General features: G+C 43.6%; 9 protein-coding genes. 6 read left to right on the top strand and 3 right to left on the bottom strand.

Annotated features, from left to right (window positions below; genetic code table 11):
- The first annotated feature begins 126 nt into the window (after positions 1-126).
- Together Q5H80_RS15400 and Q5H80_RS15395 are read left to right on the top strand one after the other, a co-directional pair.
- Entirely contained in the window at positions 127-915 is a 789-nt protein-coding gene (locus tag Q5H80_RS15400) for a phytanoyl-CoA dioxygenase family protein (RefSeq protein WP_304570294.1), read from the top strand.
- Positions 916-933: 18 nt separating this feature from the next.
- Positions 934-1,920 (top strand): zinc-dependent alcohol dehydrogenase family protein, encoded by a 987-nt coding sequence (locus Q5H80_RS15395; protein ID WP_304570293.1) that lies wholly within the window; start codon positions 934-936, stop codon positions 1,918-1,920.
- A 144-nt stretch (positions 1,921-2,064) separates the two neighbouring features.
- Here Q5H80_RS15395 and Q5H80_RS15390 read toward each other — a convergent pair whose 3' ends face one another.
- Together Q5H80_RS15390 and Q5H80_RS15385 are read right to left on the bottom strand one after the other, a co-directional pair.
- The gene (locus Q5H80_RS15390; RefSeq protein WP_304570292.1) at positions 2,065-4,245 is read right to left on the bottom strand and encodes a bifunctional diguanylate cyclase/phosphodiesterase; all 2,181 of its coding nucleotides are present in this window, start codon (positions 4,243-4,245) and stop codon (positions 2,065-2,067) included.
- A gap of 18 nt (positions 4,246-4,263) precedes the next feature.
- Complete coding sequence (locus tag Q5H80_RS15385; protein ID WP_304570291.1) at positions 4,264-5,124, bottom strand: phosphate/phosphite/phosphonate ABC transporter substrate-binding protein; 861 nt, start codon at positions 5,122-5,124, stop codon at positions 4,264-4,266.
- A 548-nt stretch (positions 5,125-5,672) separates the two neighbouring features.
- Between Q5H80_RS15385 and Q5H80_RS15380 the strand changes: the two genes are divergently transcribed.
- The 4 genes from Q5H80_RS15380 (at position 5,673) to Q5H80_RS15365 (ending at position 10,906) form a co-directional block, all read left to right on the top strand.
- Positions 5,673-6,371 carry an ABC transporter ATP-binding protein gene (locus Q5H80_RS15380; RefSeq protein WP_304570290.1) on the top strand — a complete coding sequence of 233 codons (699 nt, stop codon included), beginning with the start codon at positions 5,673-5,675 and terminating at the stop codon, positions 6,369-6,371.
- An 8-nt stretch (positions 6,372-6,379) separates the two neighbouring features.
- Positions 6,380-8,914, top strand: a complete 2,535-nt coding sequence (locus tag Q5H80_RS15375) for an ABC transporter permease (protein WP_304570289.1) — start codon at positions 6,380-6,382, stop codon at positions 8,912-8,914.
- Positions 8,914-10,071 (top strand): lipocalin-like domain-containing protein, encoded by a 1,158-nt coding sequence (locus Q5H80_RS15370; RefSeq protein WP_304570288.1) that lies wholly within the window; start codon positions 8,914-8,916, stop codon positions 10,069-10,071. The genes Q5H80_RS15375 and Q5H80_RS15370 overlap by 1 nt, the downstream gene beginning before the upstream one ends.
- Before the next feature lie 286 nt (positions 10,072-10,357).
- On the top strand, positions 10,358-10,906 hold the full coding sequence (locus Q5H80_RS15365; RefSeq protein WP_304570287.1) for a hypothetical protein: 549 nt from the start codon (positions 10,358-10,360) through the stop codon (positions 10,904-10,906).
- A 716-nt stretch (positions 10,907-11,622) separates the two neighbouring features.
- Here Q5H80_RS15365 and Q5H80_RS15360 read toward each other — a convergent pair.
- The gene (locus tag Q5H80_RS15360; RefSeq protein WP_304570286.1) at positions 11,623-12,870 is read right to left on the bottom strand and encodes a hypothetical protein; all 1,248 of its coding nucleotides are present in this window, start codon (positions 12,868-12,870) and stop codon (positions 11,623-11,625) included.
- Between the last annotated feature and the right edge of the window lie 21 nt (positions 12,871-12,891).

Here is a 12,891-nt window from a genome sequence, read left to right as displayed (position 1 = left end):
TGTCTTTTTAGCTCTATCGAACCTCGTCATGGTTCATTTGTTACTTGGTTGAATGACACCTGTCTGGCATTATGCGCCTAAGAAGTCTGTGGTTATTGCACGATAAAGAATGAACGAAGGTAGTCAGTGGTAGAAAACAGCCAACAATTAAATGACCGTTACGATGAACATGGTTACTTTGTTATCAGAAATTATTTCGATGACGCTCAGATTGCGTCGCTTAGAAAAGTGGTGCTAAAGTTTCATGAATCATGGAAAGCAGACAACGAAGAATTCTATAAAGAAGAAGCATTTAACTCGTCTTTAATTACGGGAAGCGAATATTTGCCTGCCGACGATAGAAGCGTGCTTTTCAACTTCATCAGCTCAAAACAAGTGATGGATGTGGTTGATGCGGTGATTCCGAACAAACCGGCATTCATGAATACGCAGCTATTCTTCAACCCAGTAAATCCGCAACAAAAAGACTTCTGGCATCGTGACTGTCAATACGACTACGACGTTGATGACCAGATGAAAGTCATCATGGAAACCCAGGTGCTGCATCTGCGTATCCCTCTTTTTGATGAGCCCGGCATGGAGCTTATCCCTGGCACACACAAGCGCTGGGACAATGAAGAAGAATACAATGTTCGCCAAGAAGAAAACGGTAAAATGAGCAGTGATGATATCTCTGGCGGCAAGCAGATACCGTTAGCCGCAGGCGACTTATTGGTATTTTCAGCGGATATGATCCACCGAGGTCTATACGGGCTAGATCGTTTAGCCTTGGATATTTTGATCTTTGATTCAGCCGCTGACTATGTCGACTACGTTGATGACGACTGTTTACCAACGCCAGCCATGTTGAACAATATTACCGACCCAAGACTGTTTATGAACACGCTACACTTAAAATCGATGCAGTGCTCTTAACCCAAAGGTACCCAAACTATGACTGACACTAAGCAAAATACCCGAATTAGCCAGTTCCGTTTCGGTCAGCCAAAAGAATCTCTCAAGCTAGAACATGTCGCTTTAGGGGGGCTTGATAAAGATAAGGTTCGAGTGCAAATTGAAGCGACCAACATCAACCCTAGTGATCTGTTGTCGGTTTATGGTGTTGGGCAATACAAACACAGCCACCAGCCGCCGAGAGTGCCGGGGTTTGAAGCAGTAGGAACGGTCGTAGAATCCGACCACGCTGAGTTTGCGTTAAATCAGCGCGTGCTTGTCGCAGCAAGCGGCACATGGCAGAACTATATCGATGTGTCACCAGATAACCTCTTCCACATTCCTAAGCACCTAGATAATGGCTACGCCTGTCAGTTGTACATCAATGCACTAACCGCGTGGGTGCTGACGACGGAAATAGCCAAATTGACCCAAGAAGATGTGTTGATCATCAACGCAGGCAGCTCTGCCATCGGTAAGATCTTCTCCCAGTTATCAGCATCACTCGGCTTCAAAATCATTGTCGTTACATCACAGCCGGAACAATATCCAGCCACTTCCAGTTGGACGTTAGATTCGAACGCTAATCTAGTTTCTCAAATCAAGGCTTTAGACTTGCCTATGCCAACCGTTGCCTTTGATGCAATTGGCGGTTCACCCGGAACCGACCTTATTCACACCCTTGGCAACAATGGGCGTTTTATCAACTACGGGACGCTGTCGCTGGATTTTTACGAGCCACGCTTCTTTGAACACGCGAAAAGCCAAGATATCGATTTCAACACCTTCTTCTTACGTTATTGGGAAGAGGCTGAGGGGAAAGATGTTCGCCGTGATAAGTTCACGACCATGCTAGATCACTTCATCACCAACGACATTCAGCTCGATGTCGACAGATATCTACCACTCGATGAAGTTCAAACTGCTATTGATCTTATTGAATCGAAAACCACACGGTTAAACGGCAAGATCATCTTGCTTCCTTAGTACATCGTTGATCGCGATAACTTGCGCTCGTGTTAGGTAACTCTCCTAACACTGCGTTAAACGGGGGAAGTTTGGAATGTATACTAGTCCATGAAGACATTAATACACTGTTATTGGTCGGTATCGACTCTGAATAAGACGTAATTACTTCAGATAAATAACGTTTGTCTGTTTCGGTTTGCTCAACCCAGTTTCAAGTTTTTTCGACAGCGTTTCTGCACACATAGGTTTGGCTAGGAGATAACCTTGTCCGTAGTCACAGTACGATTGCGCTAAGAAGCTTGACTGGACCGTTGTTTCAATTCCTTCAGCAACGACCTTAATACCTAGCTGGTGAGCCATTGAAACAACTGCCGCACATAGAGCGCGGTCATTCATGTCGCACTCAAGATCATTGACAAAGCTTCGGTCAATTTTCAAACCATCAATGTTGAACTCTCGTAAGAAGCCTAGTGAAGAGTATCCGGTGCCAAAATCATCTAACCAGACTTTAATCCCCATACTCCTAAGATCGTCCAACGTTTTCTTTGCGCTTACCTTATCAAACATTAGGGCCGTTTCGGTTACTTCTATATGTAACCTTGTCACTTCAACTTGATGTTTTTGTGTTTGATATTGGAATGTTCGGAGTGCCTTATCGCCATAGAGCTGCTTTGGAGACAGGTTTATCGCAACATAAAATTCGGGAGGAAGGTGATGTCTAAAATCCCACGCCTGAATATCTTTGCAGGCTTGCATTACTATCCAATCACCAAGTGTATGAATAATATCCGTAGCTTCAGCAATAGGAATGAACTCAATAGGAGAAATATTGCCTTTTGTAGGATGCTGCCAACGTATAAGGGCTTCAACTCCAACGACATGCCCTGTTTTCAGGTCAAACTTTGGTTGATATAAGAGCCTAAACTGAGAGAAGTCATCGATAGCGGCTCTAAGTTCCTTTTCTATGACTCCCCTTGCTAGTATCTTCTGTTCGATTTCTTGGTTGAAGAAACAGTACCTACCTTTGCCGTTTTCTTTGGCGCTGTACATTGCCATGTCCGCACTTTTAACCAAGTCTTCAGAGGTGTCTCCCGAATCAGGAAATAATGCAACACCAACACTCGCTCCGACCACTACCGATTCACCTACAGAATTGAGGTAAATAGGCTGTTTTAGTGAGTGCACAATATCAGAGGCAAACTTAGATACTGTATCCTGTGTCTTAATTCCTGATAAGCGAAGTAAAAACTCATCCCCTCCTACTCTTGCGATCATGCATTGAGGCTCTTCCTTTGTAGTCATTTGCCCCATTTTTTTTAGCGAGTTAGTCAATGTTTGAGCCACTTCACTTAACAGCTCATCTCCAGCTTGATGTCCAAGGTTGTCATTGACACGTTTAAACTCGTCCAAATCGATAAAGAAAACCGCAAACACCTCTTTTGACTGTTTGCATCGATGAATACACCTTTCAAGACATTTAATAAACTGAGAGCGATTCGGTAACTTAGTCAGTGGGTCGTTGTAAGCTAAAAACTCAACTTCCTCATTCCGCTGCTTGAGGCTTGAATCCATCCTATCAAATGCCTGAGCAAGCTCTCCGAGTTCATCACTGCGCTGGATATTGTTTGATACTTGGAAAACCCCTTTACTGATGCGTTTCGAATGTTGTAGGAGTTGATTAATCGGACGAATCATCGTCTTAGCTAATAACATGGAAAAGAGTAGGCTGACCAGACACATGAACATCGTCAAGGTTATGCTCAATACCGCGCTATAGCTTCTACTCGACTCAGTAACCTCCTTGATAATTCTGTTGTTTTTCTCGATATCGTCTTTCACGGCCTTTAAGGAGTAGCTCATCACTATGCCACCTAGCCGAGTCTTATTCATCGTGATTGGCCGCGCAACAATCAGTGCTGATGAATTGATTTCAGTGTAAGCTTCTTGCTTATTCAAGACATTTTCTTGCACCCTTGGCATATCCAAGTTGGAGCCATAACCGAGTACTACATCTTCTCCTGTATGAACTATCAGGCCATTAGCATCAAAAACCTTTATGAATATGACATCTTTATTTTCAAAGGCAGGCTCTAAAATGGAGTTAATATTATCGATATCATAAAAATACATCGGATCAAAAAGTGCATCTGAGAGGTACTCAACCGTTTGTTCTGCTTGACTCTGTGCTTGGGAAGTAAAGTTCTCTGCAATATTAGTTGCCGTTTCTTCCAGAATTTCATCACTATAGTATGAAGATATCAGCCACTGAGACAAGGAAAGGCAGCCCATAGTCAAAACGACCATAAGCATGTTTCCGAGAACCAATTTACCTTTTAGCTTCATAAGCAATGACTTCTCTAGTTAACGGGAGATGTATTCATCAACCAGTAGTTTTTGCGCTTCTGCCCAAGAAATGCTTTCTACAATATCTGGTGTGATAGCATCAAACTTTTTCGTCTTCTTATAGGCTTTCAAAGCCTGTTTACCTTCTTCACTTTCATGAGCCGCAAGCAATACTAAGAGCATGTTTTGCTTAAGTTTGGAGGAGAGATCTGGGCGTATTAGTACTAGTGAGCGGGGGATGGCTTGAGAAGTATGGATTACCTGTAACTGTTGTTTTATCTGATCGGGAACTTCTTTCTCCCAATCGAGATTACTAAATGCAGCTGACGCAACAATATTACGATGAACCCAGCTCATCATGTTGGATTCTCCTCCAGACTTTGAATATTCATCGGAGAAAAAGTAACCAACCTTGTCTTTCGGTGGATACTCTCTAGGGGAGCTTAGCTCATAGAGCTTATATCCTTGCCCAAGCAGTATCGCCGCAGGGACAAGAAACGCACTAGTAGAACCGACATCCTCAAAGACAACCGTTTTGCCACGTAGGTCACCTAGGGAGTCGACCCCGTTATTGCGTTTGGAAAAGAAGATTGAATGATATTCCGCCACACCGCTTTTCCATCGTCTTGCTAAAAGTTCAGCACCCGAATATTGCATTAATTCCTGTGCTGCAAACACCGTTTCAGAAACCAGATCTACCTGCCCACTTTTTATCCACCGAGCCATTTGACGAGAGTCGCGGGCGACGACAACTTGGCCTGTTTTGATACCAAAGTTGGATAGATTTTCAGCTAAGTAATCAGCAAAAGGCTGTGCACGTTTGAATGCTTTTTTTGGGTTAGAGCTAATAACCCCTATGATTATTGTTTCTTCACGCAAGGTGCTTTTCGTGTCTGCACTAGCGGATACCGTGAAAAGCGAACAAACAATTACTGCTAGCAGTAAAACGAACTGTTTACAAATGGACTGACAACTAAACATGCACGCACCGAAATGTGATATTTATCCCAATATTAGAACTATAATATTCGAAAATCATAGAATCTGCCATCTTGTATTAGCGATTAGTGGTGTAAGCACACAATCGCGAATAAATTAATCTCATTACGTTGACAACAAGTTGCTATTGCGGATTCTTACGTGAAAATTTAGTGCAAATAATCTTTACTCTAAGATCATAAACGTGATCACGAACCATCTAACAACAAATTCAAAAACATCTTTGATGGCTTAAACACTCCCACTAACATCTGCATTCCTGCTCACACTGATCTATTTCCCTCTTTTCGAAGTACAAGTTATTAATAATTCGATGTAAATCGCTTTCTTTTTCAAATTGTTGTCTACAGTTTGATAGAGCTTATCGTCGTATTGATTGTCATCGATCGACGCAGTTTGATAGTCATTGTTGGTTACAAGGAGAGGAAATGGAAAACCCAGTTGTCACGCTGAAACAGGCCAGCAAAAGCTTTGTTGACGGCAAAGACACCCATAGCGTGTTGGAGGGCGTTGACTTCGCTTTGGCGACAGGAGCTAGTGTGGCTTTGACAGGAGCAAGTGGCAGCGGAAAGAGTACTCTACTCAATCTCATCGCAGGCTTTGAACCACTTTCAGGTGGTGAGTTGTGGCTCGATGGTGACAACACGTCGGTTTGGAAAGACCCACAATGGAGCCGCTTCCGTCATCAAAAACTAGGCGTTATCTTTCAGCAATTTAACTTGCTAACCCCACTCAACGTAAAACAAAACATCGCCTTCCCTTTGCATTTGAATCAACAAAAATGGGGCGACTGGTGCGATTATTTAGTTGATGCATTGGGTATCAGCGATCTACTCGAAAGACATGTATCCGCACTCTCTGGCGGTCAGCAACAACGGGTAGCAATAGCGCGTGCGTTAGCCCATAAACCTAAGCTGCTGCTTGCCGACGAACCCACAGGCAACCTCGACCACAAAGCCGGTTTAGAAGTAATGAAGCTGTTAAGTGAAATCACCACGCAAGGTAACACTGCCGTGCTTTTGGTTACACACAGCCCAGAATGCGCCAGCTTTATGCAGACAAGTTTGGTGTTAGATGATGGTTGTTTAAGGAACGCAGAACTAACCCCAAGAGCAGCAGCGTTGTGAGCCATTCAATGAAACAAACTGGAGTCGCACAGAGCCAGCTCACTCATACCAAACTGACATTGAATCTATTCGCGGCACATTATCGCCAATCGCCATTGCAAGCCGCAGCGATTCTGATCGGCATTGTGCTAGCGGTCACCTTATTTGTCGCCGTGCAAGCCATCAACCTCAATGCCAAGCGCAGTTATGCAGAATCGACCGAGCAACTTAGCGCCCAAGCGCAGAACCTTATCATTCCACCAGCAGGACAAAACTATTTGCCGGAAGCGCTCTACTTCAGCTTAAGACAAAGTGGATTAAGCGCAGCGCTACCTGTTATAGAAGGGCGAGTAAGAGACGAGCAAGGTCGACGTTGGTCAGTTCAAGGCAGTGAGCTGATCGCAGCCCTCACTTCAAGATCTCGCCACTCTCGCACCGACGAAGAAAGCAATACTCAAACCAAAGAGCCAAACATTTCCCTGTTCGATAACGCCTTGCCTTTACCACAACTCTTGGCGGGTGAACCCATTGTGATGATGAGCCAGTCGCAACACCAAAACTTGGGAGAAGTAGACACTCTCACTTTGGATGAGGTGCTCACCCAAGTGGTAGTGCTGCCCGATGAATGGCAACTGGGCAGCAGAATGTTAATGGACATTGGATTCGCTCAGCAATTGCTTAACAAGCAAGGGCAACTGAGCTATATCGCTATTTTTGACACGAAGAGCGACACTAAAAACAATACTCAGGATAAATGGCAGAGCCTCATAGGCGAGCAAGGGCAATGGATTTCCAACAACCAAAGCACGGATCTCGGTTCAATTACCGATAGCTTTCACCTCAACCTCACAGCTATGAGTTTGTTGGCGTTTTTGGTTGGCCTGTTCATCGCTTACAATGGCGTGAAGTACAGTTTGCTGAAACGTAATCGGCTGTTGGTGCAAATTCAACAAGCTGGGATTGCACCAAGCATCGTGTTTTCAGCTCTGTTAGTCGAGCTGACTCTTTTAGTCACACTAGGCGCGTCGCTTGGTTTCATTTTCGGCATTCAACTCAGCCATTGGCTGCATCCAACCGTCGCGATAACGCTTGAGCAACTTTATGGTGCAACACTGCTTCCCGGTACATGGCAGTGGCAATGGTTAGTGCAGGCACTGCTACTCACGCTGGCCGCAACGCTTGTCGCGTGTTGGCAGCACTTTAAACATCGAGTGCGACAACCCCTCTCTTCTCATGGCGGTTTCTATCAAGCGCCGGAAGCTTCTAACGAAAATCAGCTGTTTGTTATCGGGTCAGTATTAACCATTGTCGCGTTAGCAGGGTTATGGTTGAGCGAACATCACCGCTTCACCATGGCATGGCTCGGTGTGTTAGTGGTGTCGATTCCCTTGTATCTGCCCAAAACGCTCAGTGTGCTAGCGAACTGGAGCGAAAAGCGCACCCAATCGGGATTAATACAATATCTGTTTGCCGAGCTGCGTGAACTTATCTCCCCTCTTTCCCTTGCCATGATGGCGTTGCTTCTCGCTGTCACCGCCAATGTGGGAATGAATACCTTAGTCGGCAGCTTTGAATCCACGTTAAAGCAATGGCTTGAACAGCGCTTACATGCCGATATTTACGTTAGCCCTGCCCAAGGTGAAATCGCATATGTAGAGCGTGCGTTAGAACAGTTTGATAATGTTGAAACCGTCTATAAGCAATACTACGTCGATGATAATTTGCAGGGCTTACCGACTTTGCTCGGCACCAAAGACAAAGACACACTTGAGCAAACTATGGTGTTCCAATCCTACCTTAATGACTTTTGGACGCACTTTTACCAAGGTGAATTAGTGGCGATCAGCGAACCTACAGCGGTGAAGCTCGACTTGTCCCTTGGAAGCCAACTCAAGCTCGACGCGATCCAAGACAAAACACTCATCGTCGGGGCGATTTTTCATGATTACGGCTCACCGAATGGCGAAGTGTTACTTGCACCTAATTTATGGCTCGAAAGCGGATTTACGGATTTGCCAACCAGCTTAGGAATCAAAGTCTCTGGCGACCCACAAGTGGTGTACGAACAACTGCGCCAACAGCTGAATCTGCACCCTAGCCAGCTTTACGATCAAGCACAGATCAAATCCCTCGCTTTAGATATCTTTTCACAAACCTTTGCCATTACTCGAGCACTTAATGGCGTCACTTTAATGGTGGCGGTGATTGGCTTGTTCTGTGCGTGTTTCATGTTGCTCGATGCACGCAAAGCCGCCATTGCAAGGTTGTATGCGCTCGGTGTTAGTCAGCGAAAGTTGATGACGATGGTGGTCGGGCAGATTGTCATATTAGTTACCTTTACCTTAATTGTCGCCATACCGCTCGGCGCTATGATCGGTTATGTGTTGACGGACATCGTTACCCTGCGCGCTTTTGGGTGGAGTTTAAATTACGTATGGAATTGGAGTGACACACTCAGCATCACAGCCATCACCATTATAGTGGCTGTGATTGCGACCTTGATTCCACTGTGGCGTTTGGTCAGTAAACCCGTGGTATCCAGCTTGCAAAGCGAGGTATTGTGATGAATCGAGCAATGAGAGTTTTCGTTCTCACGCTTGGCATTTCGCTCCTTTTAGGATGCGAAGAATCGGGACACCACTCAACACAACAATCAACACAACAATCAACACAAAATATGGGGTCGATACTCGGTACTGAAACACAAACCGAGAATGAAACGGCAATCGATCAAGCGAAATTTTCTCCGGTAGTAAAAGGCGTGGAGATCAGCTTCCCTGCCGACCATCAAGCACACCCTAATTTTCGTCATGAGTGGTGGTATTTAACCGCAAACTTAATTGATGAAGACGGCAATGCGTTAGGCGTGCAGTGGACACAATTCCGCTTCGCAACTGCACCACAAGAAAGTGCCAATAGCGCCAATAAAACCGCATGGCAAAGTCAGCAAATCTACATGGCACACAGTGCTGTCACCACTAAAGATAAGCACTACGCCGATGAAAAATGGTCACGCGGCCAAGCTGAACTTGCGGGTGTTAGCTCTTCGCCATTAAATGTTTATCTCGATGACTGGCAATGGAACTCATCAAGCAATGACCTATTTCCAGCCACGTTGGTCGCTAACTCGGAGCAATTTGGATACTCGCTTAAGTTAACCAACAACGCGCCTTATCAAAAGCAATGTGAACAAGGTTACAGCACTAAAAGTAGCGATGGCAAAGTGGCTTCCTATTACTACAGCCAACCATTCATTAATGTATCAGGCGAAGTAACCATTGATGACGTCACTCATCAGGTTTTCGGCAAAGGTTGGATAGACAGAGAGTGGAGCTCGCAGTTTTTGCTCGACTCGCAACAAGGCTGGGATTGGTTTGCGCTAAGGCTGAGTGATGAAACCAGTTTGGTGGTATTTCAGCTTCGAAACTCAACATCAGGCAAAGCCAGTTATGCTCGCGCAAGGTTAATGCAACAAGATGGCTCTGGCATCGCGATTTCACAGCAAGACATCAGCTTAACCGCCATCAGGCAAACTGAAATCGATGGGCGTGACTACCCAACAGAGTGGCAAGTTTCGATTCCCACTCAACAAATCGAACTGACCGTCTCGGCACTCAATCCAGAAGCAAAAATGCCACTGTCAGTACCCTATTGGGAGGGGCCAATCGTTATTGAAGGAACACACTCTGGTACGGGCTATATGGAGTTGACTGGGTACTAAGCATACCTTTACGAACACCATTATGATCCAAAGATTTTGCTATACCGAAAATTTTACTATCGTGGATATAACTTTGTGGCTCTCGACTTAATTCATTGCTTTATCAAGGACAAATGTGAAACCCATCGCAATACAACCCCTGTTGAAAATACAATGATGTTTAAATAGTAATACCCTAAGAACCTTCGCTAAGGCAAAGTCATATATTTCGAGAATATTGTTATTGTACTAATGGACGCTTACTTTTCTTGCAAGACAAATAACGATAAAACGGAGCTCACAACAAATGAAAGCATCACTTAAATTTATCACTCTTTTGATCTTAGTTATTTCAATTCTCGGATGTGAAGATAAAAACGACGTTTATGCTAACCCACCTAGCCATCTATTAGAGCAACTAGAAGCATATTTCCCATTGTCTATTAAGTATGTAAGAAGAAATGAGGAAATAGCACTAACCCAAGGTGTTCCTTTACTCCCTCAATACATTGAAATTGCACACAAGGTTGGCATTAAATATCCTGAAAAAATCCGCGTACATTATGCCGATTCAATTCCTTTGCCTGAAAATGAATCGTTGCTATTTCAAATGCAACGTTTGGGGCTTGACTCTCCTTATTTTACGGGTTCAACATTTGGTTATGGTATTTGGATCGCTAACAAAGCAAAAGGTGACAAATTACTACTTTCTCATGAGTTGATTCATGTAAAACAAGTCGAAGACTTGGGGCTTGAAGCATTTACTAAAAAATATTTATTGCAACTAGCCATCTTTGGTTACGTTGAAGCACCGATAGAAATCGAAGCTTATGAAAATGCAGGTAAATACTTATAATCGTATTCATTATTAAACTACTTATCAATCGATTCAACGGACTCCAATAGCACTTTGTAATGGTTAGCTTTTTTGGTTAGAGTACTCGCATATTTTTTTGTGTATGTAGCTCTTTTTGTATGTAATTTATTGCACATGTAACATTTACGTATGTATATAGCTTCGTCGCATAGCTTCCACAAATTAACAAGGCATTAGGTGATCGAGAGAATTATGAGTGAGTACCAACTGACTGTGATTAGCCAAGTTTGGGTTTTGTTAGCCTTCTACCCCATGGTTTCTTATCTCTACTATTTAAATTCCAGGTCGATTGCTCAATCTGCTCACGGCCTATTATCCTTAATTGGATTTTTTTATGCTGTTGTTGCATGTGAATTTACTCAGTTTGACCCCCTGTATTATTGGTATTGGCCTATTTATCTATTTTTTGTCCTATCGTTACTTTCAACACTCTACTCATTTAAAGCCTTTAAAGGGAAAAAATTAGTGCACCTAATTCATGTGGTTACCATCCTCTCGAATGTACTGACCAGTTTTGTTTCGTTAATGGCGGTAGCCCATGATTGGATATAAGCGCCATACAAATATTTAAGGTTTCATAGGACTTGCCAAGCGACTGCTTGCCAACCCACTAGTGATATGAAAAAGCCATCACGAGGATGGCTATTTACGATTATAGATTGCAGAAGCACACCTTCATAACGCTCGTCAAAACGCTATTTAGTCAAATCGGCTTTGATCTGATCAACTTGATTCGCCAAAGAAGTATCTTGGAAATATTCACTGTGTGTTTTTCCTAGGTACAACTTCTTATTTGCTACTCGTTGATCCAACTTGTCTTTAACAATAGTGCCTTGTACCAACTTATTGTTTAACTCAAGCGCAATTGCGGAGCTGTCTGAGACTATACTTCCTTTCGTATCGTAGTAACGAACTTGGCTGATATTCGCATCAAATGGGTCACAGTAAGCCGCTCCTAAGTCACCATTTTCAATAATGCTGCTGTATTGTGCTTCGCTGATAGGCGTCTCTTTGTTTAATACGAACTGGCTCCCTCGCACACACCAGTTAATTCTTGTTCCAACACCAGGGAAGTATGCCGAAATCAAGTTAACTGCATAGTATGTATCTGGGGTTGACTGGTTTAATTTTGCATATCTATCAATCACCTTACCGCCAACAACTTGGAACTCAACTTCGCCATTGTCATAAGACTCAAAGAAATAGCTATTTCTAAACATCTTGCTGAAATTGACGTTATCAACAAAGCGCCCACTGTCGGATGTGAAGCTTTTCAATTGCTGCTTGTGTTGAATGCTACCTGTTGTAATGTTGGTCACTAAACCAACCACTGTGTTTTTCGCAGCGTCACTTTGCCAAGCCGTATAGTTAGTTATATTTTGTTGAGGTGTGTTTGTCGTAACATCGGCATCTACACTGTACTTGTAACTAAGCTCGGTAATGTCTTGGCCTACTTTATTAACCTTGGCATATGACTTGTAACGACGCGCTTCGCAATCTTGAAAATTTGCATCGTAGTAGAAATAACTGATCCAATCTTTAGCTTCGATAGCTTCGGTGGTGTGAGCAGAGTAATCGACAATTCCGTTTGCGCCATAAACACCATAGAAACCTTTGAGATCTTTTTGCTGCTTAGGTGATAGCTCTTCATTAAATTCATCGTCCCAACCAATACTGTAAATATTAAACAGGTTTAGAGACTTGATACACTCTTTGATGTCAGTGCTACCTATAGCATTAGCTGAATACATGACAGGACTGCTATAAGAGTTTTTTGCAACGTCATCTTTTGGATCTGCAACACTTCCTGATGCCGGGGTTATGGACATTTGAGGAACTACGGTTTTAGTCTTTTTAGGTGGTGGCGCAGCGCTATCGCTACCACCACCGCATGCAGAAAGTGTTACAGCTAATACTGATATCGTTGGGATAATAAACTTCAAATTTTTCCTCGGCATTTTGAG

This window comes from Vibrio sp. SNU_ST1, assembly GCF_030563405.1.
Taxonomy (GTDB): Bacteria; Pseudomonadota; Gammaproteobacteria; order Enterobacterales; family Vibrionaceae; genus Vibrio.
This window is presented reverse-complemented; position numbering and strand designations above follow the sequence as displayed.

Coding starts and splice junctions, on each gene's coding strand:
- Q5H80_RS15395 (WP_304570293.1), top strand. CDS start 934: ATGACTGACACTAAGCAAAATACCCGAATTAGCCAGTTCCGTTTCGGT.
- Q5H80_RS15390 (WP_304570292.1), bottom strand. CDS start 4,245: ATGAAGCTAAAAGGTAAATTGGTTCTCGGAAACATGCTTATGGTCGTT.
- Q5H80_RS15380 (WP_304570290.1), top strand. CDS start 5,673: ATGGAAAACCCAGTTGTCACGCTGAAACAGGCCAGCAAAAGCTTTGTT.
- Q5H80_RS15375 (WP_304570289.1), top strand. CDS start 6,380: ATGAAACAAACTGGAGTCGCACAGAGCCAGCTCACTCATACCAAACTG.
- Q5H80_RS15370 (WP_304570288.1), top strand. CDS start 8,914: ATGAATCGAGCAATGAGAGTTTTCGTTCTCACGCTTGGCATTTCGCTC.
- Q5H80_RS15365 (WP_304570287.1), top strand. CDS start 10,358: ATGAAAGCATCACTTAAATTTATCACTCTTTTGATCTTAGTTATTTCA.